This window comes from Caproiciproducens sp. LBM24188 (assembly GCF_054130445.1).
The window spans coordinates 1209196-1226288 of record NZ_CP196862.1; the positions used below are offsets into that span (position 1 = coordinate 1209196).

The 17093-nt window shown below is 33.2% G+C and carries 17 protein-coding genes; 15 read left to right on the top strand and 2 right to left on the bottom strand.

The window, feature by feature from the left end:
* Nucleotides 1-59: 59 nt before the first annotated feature.
* Nucleotides 60-2030 carry a CHC2 zinc finger domain-containing protein gene (locus ACSVDI_RS05790; RefSeq protein WP_457945367.1) on the bottom strand — a complete coding sequence of 657 codons (1971 nt, stop codon included), beginning with the start codon at nt 2028-2030 and terminating at the stop codon, nt 60-62.
* 414 nt (nt 2031-2444) lie between these two features.
* Between ACSVDI_RS05790 and ACSVDI_RS05795 the strand changes: the two genes are divergently transcribed.
* Nucleotides 2445-2732, top strand: coding sequence for a stage V sporulation protein S (locus ACSVDI_RS05795; RefSeq protein ID WP_457945368.1), 288 nt, complete (start codon nt 2445-2447; stop codon nt 2730-2732).
* A gap of 234 nt (nt 2733-2966) precedes the next feature.
* Here the strand turns inward: ACSVDI_RS05795 and ACSVDI_RS05800 are convergent, their stop codons facing one another.
* Nucleotides 2967-3212 carry a helix-turn-helix domain-containing protein gene (locus tag ACSVDI_RS05800; RefSeq protein WP_034835500.1) on the bottom strand — a complete coding sequence of 82 codons (246 nt, stop codon included), beginning with the start codon at nt 3210-3212 and terminating at the stop codon, nt 2967-2969.
* A 104-nt stretch (nt 3213-3316) separates the two neighbouring features.
* Between ACSVDI_RS05800 and ACSVDI_RS05805 the strand changes: the two genes are divergently transcribed.
* The 14 genes from ACSVDI_RS05805 (at nt 3317) to ACSVDI_RS05870 (ending at nt 17089) form a co-directional block, all read left to right on the top strand.
* Nucleotides 3317-4201 carry a GGDEF domain-containing protein gene (locus ACSVDI_RS05805; protein ID WP_034835502.1) on the top strand — a complete coding sequence of 295 codons (885 nt, stop codon included), beginning with the start codon at nt 3317-3319 and terminating at the stop codon, nt 4199-4201.
* A 191-nt stretch (nt 4202-4392) separates the two neighbouring features.
* Entirely contained in the window at nt 4393-4677 is a 285-nt protein-coding gene (locus tag ACSVDI_RS05810; RefSeq protein ID WP_457945369.1) for a stage V sporulation protein S, read from the top strand.
* 164 nt (nt 4678-4841) lie between these two features.
* Entirely contained in the window at nt 4842-5192 is a 351-nt protein-coding gene (locus ACSVDI_RS05815; protein ID WP_457945370.1) for a Spo0E family sporulation regulatory protein-aspartic acid phosphatase, read from the top strand.
* A gap of 335 nt (nt 5193-5527) precedes the next feature.
* Entirely contained in the window at nt 5528-6595 is a 1068-nt protein-coding gene (locus ACSVDI_RS05820) for a DNA sulfur modification protein DndB (protein ID WP_457945371.1), read from the top strand.
* A 911-nt stretch (nt 6596-7506) separates the two neighbouring features.
* Nucleotides 7507-7944: a hypothetical protein gene (locus ACSVDI_RS05825; RefSeq protein WP_457945372.1), complete on the top strand. Its 438-nt coding sequence runs from the start codon at nt 7507-7509 to the stop codon at nt 7942-7944.
* A gap of 49 nt (nt 7945-7993) precedes the next feature.
* Nucleotides 7994-9079: a hypothetical protein gene (locus ACSVDI_RS05830; protein ID WP_457945373.1), complete on the top strand. Its 1086-nt coding sequence runs from the start codon at nt 7994-7996 to the stop codon at nt 9077-9079.
* Between the two features lie 123 nt (nt 9080-9202).
* On the top strand, nt 9203-9547 hold the full coding sequence (locus ACSVDI_RS05835) for a hypothetical protein (RefSeq protein ID WP_457945374.1): 345 nt from the start codon (nt 9203-9205) through the stop codon (nt 9545-9547).
* Nucleotides 9548-9743: 196 nt separating this feature from the next.
* On the top strand, nt 9744-11018 hold the full coding sequence (locus tag ACSVDI_RS05840; RefSeq protein ID WP_457945375.1) for a restriction endonuclease subunit S: 1275 nt from the start codon (nt 9744-9746) through the stop codon (nt 11016-11018).
* 14 nt (nt 11019-11032) lie between these two features.
* Nucleotides 11033-11263, top strand: a complete 231-nt coding sequence (locus ACSVDI_RS05845; protein ID WP_034835528.1) for a DUF2188 domain-containing protein — start codon at nt 11033-11035, stop codon at nt 11261-11263.
* A 15-nt stretch (nt 11264-11278) separates the two neighbouring features.
* Nucleotides 11279-11641: a hypothetical protein gene (locus tag ACSVDI_RS05850; protein WP_034835531.1), complete on the top strand. Its 363-nt coding sequence runs from the start codon at nt 11279-11281 to the stop codon at nt 11639-11641.
* Between the two features lie 13 nt (nt 11642-11654).
* Entirely contained in the window at nt 11655-13541 is a 1887-nt protein-coding gene (locus tag ACSVDI_RS05855) for an HsdM family class I SAM-dependent methyltransferase (RefSeq protein ID WP_434565055.1), read from the top strand.
* A 14-nt stretch (nt 13542-13555) separates the two neighbouring features.
* Entirely contained in the window at nt 13556-14953 is a 1398-nt protein-coding gene (locus ACSVDI_RS05860) for a restriction endonuclease subunit S (protein WP_457945376.1), read from the top strand.
* Between the two features lie 28 nt (nt 14954-14981).
* On the top strand, nt 14982-16037 hold the full coding sequence (locus ACSVDI_RS05865) for a hypothetical protein (RefSeq protein ID WP_457945377.1): 1056 nt from the start codon (nt 14982-14984) through the stop codon (nt 16035-16037).
* Nucleotides 16034-17089: a hypothetical protein gene (locus ACSVDI_RS05870; protein ID WP_457945378.1), complete on the top strand. Its 1056-nt coding sequence runs from the start codon at nt 16034-16036 to the stop codon at nt 17087-17089. Before ACSVDI_RS05865 ends, ACSVDI_RS05870 begins: the two co-directional genes overlap by 4 nt.
* Nucleotides 17090-17093: the final 4 nt, after the last annotated feature.

Sequence of the window (17093 nt, forward strand, 5' to 3'; positions counted from 1 at the left end):
TTACAGTATTGTAGGAAAGGATAAACATAAAAGTCAAATATTTTTACAATAAATTTATTCTAAAATGGCATATCTTCAGGTTCAACCAGGATTGGTTTAAAATCTTCGTCTACTAAAGTTGGTGGTGTAAATTTTTCGGGAGAAAAATATTCATCAAGTTCAAACGGAATGCCATTTATTATCTTACCCACTATATTGATAATTTGTTCTCTTGTACATTTCTCATCAATTTCTTTAATTGTATCTATATCAAATTTTTGCTTAAGACGGTACAACTGGGCATCTGAAATGTTCATAAAATAGTATTCAGTTTTTTGTGATGTATCCGTTTTACATAACTCTACTTCATTACGAGAAGGGGAAGTTATATGGGTTGTGCTGGCTGGCTCAAAAATATTACTGTTTGTATTGTCTTTAGAAATGTTTATATTAGATTCAACGATAGACGTAATATTTTTTATCTTTTTTAGTTCTTTAATATCCAAGTCAGTTTGTTGGCCTAATTTTTTAAGGAGTTTAACCTTTGCAATTTCTTCCTCTATGTCCCTGGGGTCAATGGAAAATACTTCAGAATCAGTGTAATATCCAGAGTTCAAAAGTACATTTAAATGTTCTTCTGAGGCAGGCGAGAAAACATAAGCATTCTTTTCCCACAAGTCAATCAGCATCCGCAGTTGGCTATCATTCTGGATTGCAACAGCAACATCCGTCAAATCCTTTCCTTGTCCAGGAAAGGTGCGGACAATTTTTATATTTCTAAATCCGCTTTTCCATAACTTATAGGCTATTTGGATGCTATTGCACTGCCCGATGTTATTATTATCATTATCAAAAAAGAGCAGTACTTCAATTTCACAGCCAAAATAGTGTTTTAACAGATTTATTTGTTCGTCAGTCAGGTTAGATTGACCGGGGGAAACGGCATTAATATATCCTAAGGATATCAGTTTCAGGCAGTCGGCAACACCTTCAGTAACCAATAATTTGGTTACTTTATTTTCTTTAATTTCAAATAAATTAAACAAAAACTGGCCTATGGAAAAAGATTTTATACCGTAATACTGATATCCATTGTCTTTAGTTTTGAGTTCACCATAATCAAGAATATTTGAATACTTCCCCCATTGTTTACTTTTGCCTTCTTCTTTTTTGTATAAGACATGTCTGCAATGAAGCCCTACTATTATGCCTGAGTTATGGTCTTTGAATGGGAATATTACTCTGTCACTAAGCCCATAAAAATTAGAATGAGTAAGTTTACTTTGACTTTGTCTGTCAAAATAAACAAGTCCATATTTTTCTATAATATCGCCAGAAATATAGTACTTTTTAAACATGAAATCATGCAATTTATAAATTGAATTGAACTGTTCCTTATTTAACAGGATTTCATGTAGCAATATACTGTTTTTTGCGTCTTCTGTCGCTTGTGTATAAATATTAAGTTCAGCATCTTTCTTGGAAGATGATTCAATAGGAAATTCATTTTTGTTATTCACACAACAATTATCTGGTTTCCTCGTTACTGTATTAACCGAAAAAGCAGATTTATCGGGTAATATTGAGATATCATAATAATCCTTAATGTCTAAACTTTTTGTTGCCTCATATCTTTTTATGACTTCCTGCTTTATTTTTTCTCTATAATCACTTATTGAATTAAAAGCAAGGTTCAAATGAGCAAAATGTACTGCAGCAAATATTTTGGCTTCATTAAGAGCATTTGAAGTAAATCCCTGCATTAATGCAATAAACTTTAAGTAGGTTCCACTGGTTTTGCAGGCAAAGCATGTAAAACTTTTTTCGTTATCGTTAAATATAAACTCAGTTTTATTGGAGGCACCTTGGTGAAAAGGACAAACACATCGCCAGTGTCCATATTGATTAGTTGCATTCAGGTTATAGAATTTAACTAAATTTTCCCCAGTTATCTGAGGTGAGATATAAGTATTTTCTATTTCATTTAGGTAGTTATACAGTTGTCCCATTTCATATTTGATTTTGTTTTCTATAATTTCATTGATATTCATTGCCATCATCCTTTCGTAGAAATTTATCATCTAATTATAAAGTAACACATAAAAATAAAACGCCATTTGACGGTGTATTAAATGATGATGGCATTATACTTTAAAATAAGGAGAAATCAACTTTTTGGACAAGAAACTTTTCGAAAATTGTAACAAAAATTTAACAAAAAAATAGCCGTGAAAATTTGACAAAAGGTTTTTGGGCTTTATAATAACTTATGTAATGAAGTATTAAACATGTACTTCATTACGAGAAGGAGAGATTAATCAAATTCCTCTCTTTCGTAATGAAGTATAGGTTTTAAGTATTTTAATTAATACTTCATTACATAGATATAAGAAAACAAGAAACTTGAAATTATGAGCAATTCCTTCCTATAATGCTTGAAACCAGCATTAAGGAGGGATTTTATATTGGGTATACAGGTATTAAAGGTTTCAGGAAATGGTAATATAAACGCTATTGCTGATACAATTAATAAATACGTAGTTGAGGATGGCATTGTCCATATTGATGCAATAGGAATAAAGGCAACATATACGACAGTAAAAGCCCTTATACAAGCGGTTGAATATCTGGTGAGTAAAGGGTATAGGTTTAATTTGAGGCCATATTACGTTAAAGTAAACACAGAGGTAAATGATATACAGTCAATTAGTAAGACTGCCATTCGGTGGACTTTGATTGCTAAGGGGAAATAATACAAGTTTTTGTATTTATAACCGAAATATGGTAAAATGAATACACACAGTCGAAAGGTACACACCTTTCTTATACTGCATAAGTATAGTAGAGGTGTGTTTTTTGTTTATACTCTTAGGAAGATGGTTAAATAAATAACAAATGGGGTATAAGGTATAAGGGAAGGAAAAGGGCTGTAGGATTTACAAAGATGAGGATATAGTTTATAATGTTCTAATAAAGAACATTATAAACTATTTTTCTAACCCTAACAGCCAGCCAGGGCTGACTTTTAGGATTTGACACAGGGCTAATAATTCGAAATCAGTCACAATACGCCTCTGCTGCTCGATTTTGCTGATACTTGCCCTGTCTATATATACAGCCATTGTCTCCAACCTGGCTGATAACTGCTGTTGGGTTAGATTGCTTTTTAACCTTGCAACTTTTAACCGAGGCCCGATGATATTTCGATTATCATTGTCGAGTACCAATTTCATATTTACCACCTTTGTGTTTTATTAGAACATTTTAAGTTTAACCGAACATCTAAACTTTTATGTTCTAATAAAGCACATAACATGGTTTTATAGGAGAATGTGCTATGGAGGAGTTTGTAAAAACCGGCAAAACAGTATGCATACTGATAAATAAGCAAGGCAGGATTTACTACAGTAATATCGGTAAGGATGTTGCTGAAAAGTGCCTGGAAGATATTCATATCTTTGACCATTTGCCTGCTGACGGTACTGTTAGTTACAATGTTGGGTATTACACTGTCACTGCTGATACGGTTGATTTGGATGAGGCACACTACTATTTGATTCTTATTCAACCGCAGGGCAATTTATATAAATATGCTTACAGGGACTCATTTACAGGCTTATACAACAGAAACTACTGGGAGCAGTTGATATCAGGTATGATGCACCGCCCCATACCCAAGAGGTTTACTTTAATTGTTATTGATGTGGATAATCTGAAAAGCCTTAACGACAACAGGGGGCATCTGGCAGGGGACAAGGCTATACGGATTGTCGGGCAGTCTATTAGGGAGAGTATCCGTAAACGTGATATTGCCTTTAGGTATGGAGGTGACGAGTTCTTTATACTTCTTGCGAATACGAAAAAGGCTATAGTAGAAAAGGTGATAAACAGGATTAAGGAAAATATAAGAAAAAGAGGGAAGGAAGAAAATATTCACATTGAAATAAGTGCAGGGGCGGCCTGTTCAGACTGTACCTGCGAGATAGGAAAGATAATAGCCATAGCGGACAGCAAAATGTATAAAGAGAAGGCTGGGAAAAAGGTTAAAGCAAGGCAAATAACAGATGAACTATTGGAATTAAAACAGAAAATAGAGACAGTGAGGGATGAATTAAAAAATAAAGTTATCTGGAAACCAAACAGGTCGGTTGACAAAGAACTGATGGAGGTAAATATAAAACTGGAAAATCTGATTAAAAAGCATTTAAAAGATGCACAATAATCCCATAAAAGAAGCAGGTATATTATTAACCTGTTAAGATACAAATTGATTTACAGGTGATATTGACCTGTTAATTAATGGAGGATTTGTTTTGAAATGAAGCATTGAAAGGAAAGCAAAAGACACTTGAAACTATTAACAATCAATCCTTATTATGCTGATAAATACAAACCAAGGAGGCATAGTAAGGTATGAATATACAGGTTTTAAAAGTTGCTGGAAACAGCAGTGTTAATTCTGTTTCTGATAAAATAATCCAACACGCTGTGAACGATGGAATAGTGCATGTAGACTGCATAGGGGTAAAAGCAACTTATACAGCCGTAAGAGCGATAATATTGGCAACAGAGTATCTGGTAAAGGAAGGCTACAAATTTAATTTGCGCCCTTATTATACGGAAGTGGATGTACAGGATAATGACAAAATGGTACAAAAAACTGCCATACGCTGGACTATAGTTACAAAGAAAAAATAAAATAGAAGTTGTTATTGTAGAAAAATAGCAATTATGGTAATATAAGAATATACGGACGGGAGGACATGCCTCCCTATACTGCCAGGCTTAGTGCCTGGAATGTAAGGGTATAGGTGAGGTGTGTCTTTTTTGTTGACATTATTTGTGATAGGGGGGATTGCAGAATGTTTCACAAAAGCGTATCTGAAAAAAAGGAATATAGAAATAACAATAGAGGGATATCAGGATATAAGGTTAAGCAAGGTTTTAAGGGTTCAGTGATAGAATGTAGTAAAGATGAAGGATATAGAAAGGATATAATTGATGCAAAGCGTGAACTACAGGAAATTAAGGAATCTATAGACGCTGCCAGGGATAGATTAAATAAAATGGTAATCCAGGATGAGAGGATTCAATTAACTACCAAGGAAATTATTGAGGTAAGCCGACAGTTGGACATATTAATTCAAGACTATAACCGTAAAAGTGTTGAGATTCAGGAAATAACTGAAATTAATAACTATTCTTCGGATTGATAAATATAACTTAAAACCTGAAAATAACGCATGTAATGTTAATAAAAATTAATCTTCAGACTGTGTGTAGATTATGCAGCAGTCTTTTTTATTTTTGGTTCTGTTTTATTACATATATTGGAATTTAGCATTATTCCTGTATATTAATGAATGAGAGCGGTTTAGCAGCAGAGAAAAATTTATTTTTGCAATTTAAAACGTTTAAACTGTATCTTTTCCCTTGTGCCTTTAACCTGTTTCTGATAGAATACAACCAGAAAATATTGTCCATAATTTTAGTATTGTAAAAGATTGCTGTATTATTATAAGTATATAAACGAGGGAGGAAAGTACATATGGCGGAATATGTGTTCAGGGATGTAAACCAGATAGGCGAAAAGGAATACCAGACAGTAATCGATGGGCAGGAATTAGCACAGATGTGGAGGGATGGGATAATAACCTATAACCCAGAAATCCAAAGGGGTACAAAAGTTAAGAGGGGAAAGGATAACACGGAAACTGAGGTTGCTGTGTTCAGCAAAGCAAATGTGAAAAAAATCTATACTTCTATGCTGTCAGGCCAATATTTCACAGATATGATTACATTAAATGTACTTGAAGACGGAAGTGAAAAGATTGAATTTGATGATGAGGGGAACCTTACTGTAGAAGGTGAAATAAACATTTCTGATGGACAGCACAGAATCAGGGCTTTGGCTATGATTCTCGAAGGAAACGAAAAAGGGAATACAGCCTTTGATTTGTCTGAACTTAAATTCCCTGTAAAAATCACCAATTATGATGTGCAGACTGCCCAGCAGCAATTTCACCAGTTCTCCCAGGGGCTTAAAATAAGTTCAAGCCGTGCCGAATACTTTAATCAGGCAGGTCTTGCCAATATTGTAGTTAGGGAACTTATGAAAAGCAGCGACCTGGCTGGCAGGGTGGAAGTGGTAAGGAATTCCATACCCAAGAAGGATGAACGGCATATTGTTACATTTGCTACACTTGTAAACGCTATAGAGATAGTTTACAAGGATTTAGAGACAAGGGTTCAGGCGATAGAATTATCTAGATACCTTGCAGAATTTTTCAATGAATTGATAAACCTTATACCTGAACTTCATAACTACGAAAAGAGGGCGCAAAGCAAGGAAATATCGTTAGTTGGGGAAAATTTCATGTTTTACGGTTATGTGGCGATAAGTAAGGTATTACGGGATAAGGAGAATTGGAAGGAGTATCTGCCTCTTATAAATGAACTTGACCTGCTAAAATCCTCTAAAGTATGGTACGGTGAAATGATAAAGGGTGGAAAGGAAAGAGGATATGCTATTATTAATACCAATGAAAGCAGGCAGAAATTTATAAACAAGATAGTAAGAATGTTTAAAAAACTATTAAACGAAAAGACTGAATAATATACATTTTTTAAATAGGCTGACGGGTAGTTGTAGTATACTAACCTGTTAGCCTTTTTGATTGGTAATGGAAAGGGCTGCGGAATTAGTTATTAAGTTGTTATTTAGCGTATAATTGAATTTTTGTCGCATAAAAAATCTATCAAACCCTTAATCCATGAGCCTTTGACCTAACTATAGGGTAAGGGTTATGGTTTAAGTTAAAAAGGTATAGTATGAAAAATATACTTGACATGAATAATTAATTATTTATAAAATGCTTCAGCAAAATCAGGGCTTCATCATTAATGCCTCTTTTATTAAACTGTCTACTGAAAAAGTAGGCAGTTTTTTTATGTAAAAATTAAAGACAGTATATTACTATGAGAATTTTTCAATAAATAGATAAATTGAGATAAAAGTCCTATAAAAAATAGGATGAAAGTCCTATATAAAATTGGAGGGATTATTTTTTTATGTGTTATGTATATAAGTAGGAGAGGTAAAGAGGGTTTAAGAATTATGAGAAAAAGGCATAAAAAATTTTGGATTTCCTATATGTTACACTCAAAATGTTGGGAGATGTTTAATAAATACCAAAAATTTTATATGTTATGCTTAATAGTGTGGGGAGGTAATAAAGAAAACTTCAAATTTCTTATGTGTAATACTATAAATGTAGAGGAGGAAATCCTGCAAAAAAAACCAAAAATCTTTTATGTTATACTCCTAAGTGTAGGGATAAAAAAGGAGATGATTTTATGAATTATAGGATAAGAAGTCCTGATAAAAAAAGGTAGAAGGCAGCATTCGGCAAAATGCTCCTTCTAGAAAAACATTACTATAAATATACTTCTAAACGGATTATATCACAAAAATTTAAAAGCAAATAGAGTGTATTGAATTAAATTTGGTCTAAGGAGGAAGGCGTCATGATAAGTAAAAAAAGATGTGCTGAAATTCAGACCGAACTTAATGAAGTTCAAAAAGGCTGCACCGCAAGAGTTTATAGTATAGAGGAAGTCCAACAAATAATTGAAGCAGTAGAAATGGAAATGAAGAAATTTCCTAAATGGATGTATCAATATCTTACTTACAAAGAAACAAAAGCAGCGACCATCCATTATTCTGGAAGTCCACATGCAACTTATATTACTATTACCTTTAATAAAAATGGCACTGTTAAAAATGTTAAAATCAGCCGTGAATTTGCAAAGCATCAGCAATACGGAGGATATATTAAGAAGTTTGTGTTGGATGAGCAAGCACTGCTGGATTATTTTGAAATGGAACAATTGAGTAGCAAGTTGAGTAGATATTTATATCATTCGTTAGGCTTTACTAGTAGTGGATATAGGAATATCAATTAGAAGATTCTTATCCAGTAATATTATGTTATGAGAAAAGGAGAGATGAAGTATGAATAATAAAAATAAATTAATAAATTCCAAGCAACTGCAATCAAACATTTTTAAATTAGGGCAATTTGTAAAAAGATATGTAAATGGACTATTTGATGAAGAATATGATTTAGTAAATCCATGTGCATTTGACTATGTTATTCATTCAACATTGTTTCCATTAGAAGGTGAATATAAGCAGGTTGTTATCAAAGAAGATACAATTGTAATTATTATGAACAATGGCGATATAGTAGAATTAGTAAAATCAAATAGAAAGTATTTTTGTAAAGAATTAATAACAATCATAGCCAAAGAGGTCTTTTTAGGAAAAACTTTATTAATAGAAGCACAACATATAAGAAACAATGGTGGCATAGAAAACAAGGTAAATCCAATAACATATGATGAAGCAATTCAAAAAATTGAAAATTCATTTAAATACGGAAATATGCGTATAAGGGAAAAAGATTTTTGTGTGAACATAGCAGGGGAAAATTCAGTTTCGATTGAATTTACGACACTAGAAGCAAATGTCTTATCCTGCAAGAACAAAATATATGTTCCAAATGATAGTGAGGATAAAAGTTTTCAGCCAAAGATAATTCAATCTAATAAATTCAGAAGCCATATGCAAGTGCATGAGAAAGATTTTATAATTCCTTATCAGAATATTATTCAGTATGCTTCATATAAAGGATACTTTAATGATATAAATGAGAGATTCATAGACATGGTAGTTGAATTTCCATTCAATATCGGATACTCACTGCTTTGTGAAACAACTGCTCAGGATACTATTGTATATGCGAAGAGAAAGAACAGGGAAATATACAGCAGGTTTACTTTGGATAGGGAAAAGAAACTGACGAATAAATGCGTCTTTGTCTTAAATAGAAGCAATCAGAAGCCTGATGAATATTACCTTATAACCATGTTTCCAGGAGAATATCTGGTAAAAGAGCCTCAAGATAAAAATATAAAAGACGAATTAGAAAGGCAGAGAATGCTGGAGTTTTGGAGAAATCATGCACTTGTGTTTAATCCTAAGGACGTTGATTTAGAAACAGCAACTTACTCATGTCCATATGATTTGGGGGCATAGTAATTGCAACTAATAAACTGAGAGTTCATAAGAGACCAATTCTTCTCATATGAACTCTCAAACTAAGACTATTTAAATTGAGACTATCTTAATGCTTAAATTAATATGGAAGGATGATTAAATATGAAAAAATTAATTATCAATTATACTGAACTTGTTGATTATCTATTAGAAAATAGAGGAATGGATGGATACATTTATTTTTATGAAAGTATGGAAACAGAACAAGGCATAGTTATTTCTTTCAGTACCTTTGATACAGGCGATTCTATTTATAGAATGAAGTTTTGCCCAAGCGACCACGGCTATGATACGAGTTTAGAGCCTGGGAGTTACAGTCAAAGTGAGTACGGTACAAGTTTTGAAGAAGAAGATGTAGAAGGTTATATTGCAGGATTAGATGAAATTATTGCAGATAAATACAAAGAATTCTCTGATGAAGATGTAGAGGTTGTTTTTGTCGATTAGGAAATAGGTTATTTGTCAAAAAGATATGGACTGATAAGGAGCATATACCCTAGTAGGTATGTGCTTCTTGTTTTATTTTTAGAGAATTGGAAACAAAATTATTGACTTTTCCTGAAAATAGTAATATTATTTTTGTAAGGAAAGCAAATGTAAGGGGAAATTATGTTATAGAACGATGGTGAGTTAAGTGAATTGCATGTTTATTACCCCAGATAAAATGGATGGAAAACGAATTTCTTATGATTATGTAGTACAGCAATTTAAAATACAGCGATTATTACAGAACCATTCCCTTATAGCGTTAAGCGATATATGCAAGGAGATAACGAGTGGGATTCGAGTTAAGAAAGAGTATTATACAGATAAAAACGGATATAAGATAATTGCTCCTGGAGATATAAGAAATGAAGTTATATATATTAACGAACTTAACATAGTACAGCCTGAGGTAGTAAGAGAGAAAGATTTGATAAATAGTGGAGATATATTGATTACAGCCTCAGGTAAATCAGGGCAGATAATATATGTAAATGAAGCATTAGAAGGATGTGTAATAACATCGGATATTATAAAAATTACATTAAGGGATAGGGATAAGGGTATAAGATTATATAAGTTTTTAAAAAGCAGTATCGGACAAATGCTGTTAAACTCTATAAAAATAGGGATTTTAAATAAAATTTTTGTGGAGGATGTTGGAAATTTATTAATTCCTGAAGACTTTGACACATATCAGGAAGATTGTTCTGATGATTCTACAGTATATGCAGAGGCTGAAAAACTATACAGGTCTGCAGAAAACATATTTTACAGGGTATTTGATTATAAAGGTGAAGAAAAGAATCTTAAACACTTTTATGTGACAGAATACCTTGACAGTCACAGATTAGACCCTGAGTACTACTCGAACTTTTACACTGAACTGTATAGGGTAATTCACAAGAATTTTGATGATGTAAAATGGGAGGAACTTGGAGAACTTGTAGAAATAAAAAAAGCAGATAAGCCCGAAATAAGTGAGAATCAAAAAGTTAAGTATTTTTTGTTAGCGGATATAGACCCAAATTTTTCAATCATAAAAGAGACCCATGAGGATTTTTATGGCAATTTAAGCAATCGGATGAGATATATTGTGAGGAGGGGAGAAATAGTAACTGCCAAAGGTGGAAGCGCTACAGGGACTAAGGGACATGCAACGGCACTTATTACAGAAAAATTTGACGGCTTGGTTACAACAGATGCTCTATATAACTTGGTCCCCAGAAGAATTAATCCTTACTATCTTCTGTTTTTGTTTAAACAGCCAATAATTCTAAACCAGGTAAATATGTTTACTAAAGGGACACTATATAAACTCATTCAAAGAAATGACTTTGAAAAAATCAAAATTCCAAGACTGGAAAGTAGTTTGGAAGAACAAATAGTAGATAAAATGATGAATTATTTAAGTGTGTTACAAAACAAATTTTAAAAGAGGTGTTATATATGGGTAAAAATCAATGGGTTGTAAGACATGGCGACAAATGGGCTGTTAAAGGTGAAGGCAACGAAAGAGCAACTAAAGTTACTGATACTCAAAAACAAGCAATAAATGTAGCAAAAGGAATTGCCCAAAACCAGAAATCGGAATTGATTATCCAAGGAAGAGACGGCAAAATCAGGAGTAAAGATAGTTATGGAAATGACCCGTGTCCACCAAAAGATAAGGAACATTAATGGAGGTGGACGCTGTTGGTAGAAATAATATATGAACAACTGAAAACCCCTAAGTCTGTTGAAGAATTACACCAAAGGTTAAAAGAGTCTGGAGTGAAATGGAATAAAGCACAATTACAACTGTTTCTTCTTATGGATAGTAATATTAAAAAGACAGGGGATTTATACAGTGTTGGAGGAAATAATCTAAATACTATTATATTGGACATAGTGGATAAAGTAATGGATGGTAAACCTGTTGCACCTATAAAAAAAATTATGGAGTATATACCAAATGATATTACAGTCAGTGCAGAAGAGATATCAAAAATTGCAGAGCAAAGCGGGAAGTATAAACTTCATCCCAATGGGGCTGTTTTAATGAGAGCAAAAAATTAAGGAGGAATTTTTTATGCAGGAACTAAAGGATAAAATCAAAAAACTTGGTTACGAGGAAATAAAGGATATTGATGATGCTACCTTTATAGCCAGTCATAAAGATGTATATGTATATGTAAAAAAAGTAGATGAAGAACAGTTGAAACCAGAACTGGTTACTGCCATAACATTTGAAGCGATGGCAACGGACCCTATTTCTACATATGCTTGGATTACAAACGGTACAAGCAATGCCTATGTCCTTGTGGAAGAAGAAAAGGCTGTTTCTGAAATTCCATCGGTCTTTGAAGATGAAAACAAATTGTACTCAGGCAAAAGGCAACTTACTGATAGAGACAAATGGTCAATAAGAAAATATCAAGAGTTACAAGAGAAATTTGATGGACTCCATGAAATGATTTATGGAATGAAGGACCATGTAAATAACTCCAATGATGTAATCGATGAATTCAGTAAACTTATTTTTTTGGAGACCTTCAGGCTTTATCACCCTGAATATAGATTAACTAAGGGTAATGTAACAGGGAAACTATTTAACGAAATATATAGATACGAATATGTAGAAAAACATAAGGATAAGGCAGTCCAGGAGATAAGGGAAGCCTTTAAAGAAATAAAAGACCATGCAGATTATGTTGCTATTTTGGATAATGGGGAAAAGGCAAACATATTTAGTGCAGATGAATATATAAAACTGGAGAATCCAAACATCTATATTGCTGTTTTAAAGGCTCTCCAGGATTTAGGACCGATAAAAATTGACGATGTAGAGAGACCTGCCACTTTAAGGGATTTAACAGGGGATGTATTGGGCAGGGTTTTTGATGTACTGCTTCGTGGAAAGTTTGAGAATAAAGGCGGTATGGGTATCTATCTTACCCCAAGACAGGTAACGGAAGCAGCAGCAGAAATTGTTTTACACGACCTTACCAAAGACGGGGCAGCAAAACTAATAGGTAAAGACCCCAAAACAGGAATACCTACCCTCCGCATAGGTGATTTGTGCTGTGGTTCGGCAGGATTTTTAATAAAGATGCTTCAGAAGATAGAGCACTACCTTCTAAACAAATTGACAGGAGACAAGAAGCAGTATGAAGAACTTTTTGAACAAATGAAGGAACACTGTTTTATAGGTGCGGATAATGCTCCAGGAATGGTTCTCAAGGCAAGAATCAATATGGCACTGCATGGAGCACCTAAGTGCCCTATTTTCCAAACAAGAAATTCTCTTATGAATACACGTCTTAAACCAGGGACATTTGATGCAATCCTTACAAATCCCCCATTTTCAAAAACTGGAATTTCAAAAACGATTAAGAAGGGGAATACCACTGTTGAAAACCCTGAAGGTGCTGAAATTATCAAATATTATTCTTCTGACATAGATGAAGATGGACAAAACAGAATGAGTCCTTATGGTCTATCTCTCGGGTCAAAGCCAGACAGCAGAGGTAAGTGGAAAGAAGTAAATTCGGTAGACCCAGCAGTGTTATTTATTGATAGAAATCTTCAACTGTTAAAACCAGGTGGGCTACTCATGATAGTTGTACCAGACGGAATTCTTTCAAACTCAGGGGATAAATATGTCCGTGAATATATTATGGGTAAAAAGAACCCTGTTACAGGGGAATTTGAAGGTGGAAAGGCAATATTAAAGGCGGTTATAAGCCTTCCGCAGGAAACTTTTGCCCTTTCAGGAGCAGGTGCAAAGACATCTTTGCTATACTTAAAGAAGAAGGAACATCCAGGAGAAAAACAGGGTCCAGTATTTATGGCGGTAGCAGATGAAGTAGGATTTACTGTAAAACAGAATGTAGAGGTACAGTTAGGTGATGACCATAACGACTTATTAAAGATTGTCGAGGCTTATAAGAAGGGTATACCGGATGATATCGAGTAAAGGTGGTAAGAGATTTGAAATATCAAATAGTACAAAATAAACCGGAGATTATATGGATTAATAGTAAATTGTTAGAGGATAGGATTGATTATGATTTTTATTCTATAAATCAAATTCGTGTTGTCGAAAAGTTAACAAAAGTATCTTATAGAAAGTTAGATGATTTAGTAAAAGCAAAAAGGTCAGAGCCGCAAACAGACAGTAAAGATTTTAGTTATGATGGTATTGATGTAATAAGAATGTCAGATATAGATGATTTTATTATTGATTTTAGTAATACAGTTAAGATACCTATTGATATATATGAGAATTTAAAGGAATTTACTTTAAAACCTAATACTGTTATTTTTGGTTTAACAGGTGTAACTTTAGGAAAAGCGGTGCCTATTTCTAAGAATATTAAAAAGTGTATAACTAATCGAAGAATTGCACAGTTAGAAATAAAAGATGCATTTGATTCTTTTTACATTGCAACCTTTATAAATACACAATATGGGAGAAGTCAATTATTTAGATATTCTACTGGAGTTGCACAACCTAATATAAGACTAGAAGATACCGGTGAAATATTAGTTCCTATTCCAGACTATGATATTCAAAAATATATTGGAGATAAAGTTAGAAAAGCAGAAGAGTTGAGAGAAGAAGCGAAAACCTTACAGAAGGAAATTGATATATTGCTAGAAGTGGACATGTTACTAAAAGAAGAAACTGATAAAGTATATAATATTTATGATTCAAAAATAAATTGGACTAACGAAATTAATATAGAAGATAGAATTGACCCAAATTTTTACCAGAAGAAGTATATATCGACAATTGAAAAATTAGGTAACAACAAGGTAAGGTTAGAAAAATATGTAAGAATAACTAAAATAAGATATCAAACAGGAAATATAAATAAATATATCGAGATAAGTAGTATTAATAATAGTTTTGGTACAATTGATGAAGTAGAAGAGTTGCGTCCTGAAGAGATTCCAACAAGCGCAAAATACCAAGTGAAAGAAGGAGATATTTTGGTATCTCTTGTTAGACCTACGAGGAAGGCAATATCAATTGTTACAAAAGAATATGATAATGCTATATGTACAGGTGGGTTTGCAGTTTTACAATCAAAGGGTAAAGTTCCAGTAGAATTTTTAACTGCTGTATTAAGAACAAATTTTGTAGGAATTCAATTTGAACGTTATTGTGCAGGTTCAACTTACCCTACTATTAATGAAGATGATGTTGTAAAAGTATTTATTCCAATGTATTCTGAAAATCAAATTAATAAAATTACAGAGAATTATAGAAGAATAATTGATAATATTTATACATCAAAAAAACTAATTGAAGAAGCCAAGCAAGATGTAGAAGACCTAATTGAGGGTAACTTTGATATGTCAAAAGTGAAGGCGAATAGTTAAAGTTTTAAGACAAAGGCAGGTGAGACCTTTGATAAATATAAATGAGTTAGTTAAAAATTTAAACAGCCTGTATGATTACGGGGAAACAAAAAACAATCTAGAATTACAATACCTTATTGACCAAAACTTTATTAGGCTCATAGAGGACAGGCTGGTTATCACAAAAAAATGGATTAGATTCAGTGGTAAAGTAAACAGAGAAGACTTTATAACATCCCTTCTATGTTTCTATCCACCTCTTTTACATAAGTTGCTGAAAAAAGTATACGAAGAGGCTTGTATTATAGGTCAGAGGGGAGACAGCAAAGCCTTATATGAGTTTATAGACAGCATCCCTGAATTTGCTGAAACTATGTTAAACATTAAGGATAGAGATATAGAAGAAACGGAAGAAATAAAGTCCTTTTATCAGGCTGTATTTAATGGTTATCCTCAATATCCTTCAATCCTTAGAAAACTAAAAACCATGCAGTTGGCGGAGGATACAGAGGATGTGGAGTTATCACCGATGGGTAATAATCCTAATGAAATATGGGTGCAGGGCAGGAGGATAACTTCATCTGTAAATCTCCCGAAGTTAAAGGATAAAGACAAATATACCTTTACTCCCTATGAATATAAGGATTTTCCAGTGGAAGAGAAAGTAGCGGAAGTCCTTTCTTACCCATGGAAATCATTTTTAACAATATTATTAATGGTAGCCCTTGAATATCAGACTGCTGGTTTTGAAGGATTATCTATAAGACCTACAGACCACACCAACTATTATGCAACCCAGCCTTTAGACTTTTACATTTTTAATACAAAGGGCAGGGAAGTTAGGGTAGGAAGACTTAATGATTTTGTATATGAGTTTTGCATGGAAAATGATATGTACCTTTTCCCAGATAAGGCTCCTGAAGTAGACAAGGTGGTTTTTGATATGATGGATGAGCAGAAAATTGATTTTAAAGATGGGGAATATGTCCTTAATGAAAAGTTTAAAGACCTGATATACTCAAAGGATATTATTATAAAAAACCGCTCCAGAAAGTTTAAAAGCACCCTTAAAGATTATGTAGAAAAGTTGAGGAATACATTATGATTATAAAAATAGGTACGGACAGATTTTGGGTAAAAGCATCCAATATAGAAAGATGGGCAGAAATTTTAAAATCTTTACCAAAGAAAATACCCTGCAGCAGTAAAAAAGATATAGCCAGGGATTATCTTGGCTATAAGGTTGACGAGAGCGGAAGAATTGTCAATGCTGATGAGGTATATGGCCTTTTTGGTGCAGAAAAAGATAAAGACTCTTTAACTATCGTTGGATGTAACTTTATAAAGGAAATTGAAGGAGGATATGAACTTACAGGGGGTGCTACTGAACTGGTAGAAAGATTTAAACATAATGAGGAATGGGAAAAGGTATTGGGAAGTCAATTATTAAAGTATTCCATAAGAATTAGGACCATTGCTTATGCAATGCTAAATGGAGGATATCTCTATTTTGAAAAAGGATATATGGAAAACTTCGCAAAGGCTTATATAACCCTAAATGACAAGAAGTTTTATGTTTTCAGCAGTAAGCCCGATGAAATGAACATTAATAGTTTAATGAAGGAGAATCAATCAAAGATATTAGGTGATTTCTGGAGAAAGGAACTTGATATTGGTGATGGGGAAGAAATAGAATTTAGGGGCGTTAATAAAGATTATCCTTCTTTAGGCTCCATGAGTACTTATTTAAAAATACCAATGCTGTTGTTTGACTATTTAGGTTGGATTGTTGAAAGCGAAGATAGAAGGTACGTCTTAGATAAACATAAGATAAAAGAGGATGCTGGCATTGATGTATATGAAAGTTTAGTAAATGAAGCCGATATGGATGATATAGAAATACTACATAAATTAATTAAAGAATACTCGGATGCAAGGGGATTTTTCCCAATAGGAATAGTAGGTTCCATATTGAAAAAGAAGATTGACAGTGAAAATAGCATGGCAGAAGAACAATGGATTGACCATTACTTTGTTACAGGCATAAACAAAGGAAAGTTTATAATTAAAGACCATGAGCAGGGACAACCCAGGCACGGCAGGGGCTTGCTGGGGAAAAAAGATTATCAATTAATTAAGTTGGAGATTAGAGATTAGGAGG

Bases quoted from the DNA above. Each gene is read 5' to 3' on its own strand.
- ACSVDI_RS05820 (WP_457945371.1), top strand. From the start codon at position 5,528: ATGGCGGAATATGTGTTCAGGGATGTAAACCAGATAGGCGAAAAGGAA.
- ACSVDI_RS05830 (WP_457945373.1), top strand. From the start codon at position 7,994: ATGAATAATAAAAATAAATTAATAAATTCCAAGCAACTGCAATCAAAC.
- ACSVDI_RS05810 (WP_457945369.1), top strand. From the start codon at position 4,393: ATGAATATACAGGTTTTAAAAGTTGCTGGAAACAGCAGTGTTAATTCT.
- ACSVDI_RS05815 (WP_457945370.1), top strand. From the start codon at position 4,842: ATGTTTCACAAAAGCGTATCTGAAAAAAAGGAATATAGAAATAACAAT.
- ACSVDI_RS05790 (WP_457945367.1), bottom strand. From the start codon at position 2,030: ATGAATATCAATGAAATTATAGAAAACAAAATCAAATATGAAATGGGA.
- ACSVDI_RS05845 (WP_034835528.1), top strand. From the start codon at position 11,033: ATGGGTAAAAATCAATGGGTTGTAAGACATGGCGACAAATGGGCTGTT.
- ACSVDI_RS05870 (WP_457945378.1), top strand. From the start codon at position 16,034: ATGATTATAAAAATAGGTACGGACAGATTTTGGGTAAAAGCATCCAAT.
- ACSVDI_RS05855 (WP_434565055.1), top strand. From the start codon at position 11,655: ATGCAGGAACTAAAGGATAAAATCAAAAAACTTGGTTACGAGGAAATA.
- ACSVDI_RS05825 (WP_457945372.1), top strand. From the start codon at position 7,507: ATGATAAGTAAAAAAAGATGTGCTGAAATTCAGACCGAACTTAATGAA.
- ACSVDI_RS05835 (WP_457945374.1), top strand. From the start codon at position 9,203: ATGAAAAAATTAATTATCAATTATACTGAACTTGTTGATTATCTATTA.
- ACSVDI_RS05805 (WP_034835502.1), top strand. From the start codon at position 3,317: ATGGAGGAGTTTGTAAAAACCGGCAAAACAGTATGCATACTGATAAAT.
- ACSVDI_RS05840 (WP_457945375.1), top strand. From the start codon at position 9,744: ATGTTTATTACCCCAGATAAAATGGATGGAAAACGAATTTCTTATGAT.
- ACSVDI_RS05800 (WP_034835500.1), bottom strand. From the start codon at position 3,212: ATGAAATTGGTACTCGACAATGATAATCGAAATATCATCGGGCCTCGG.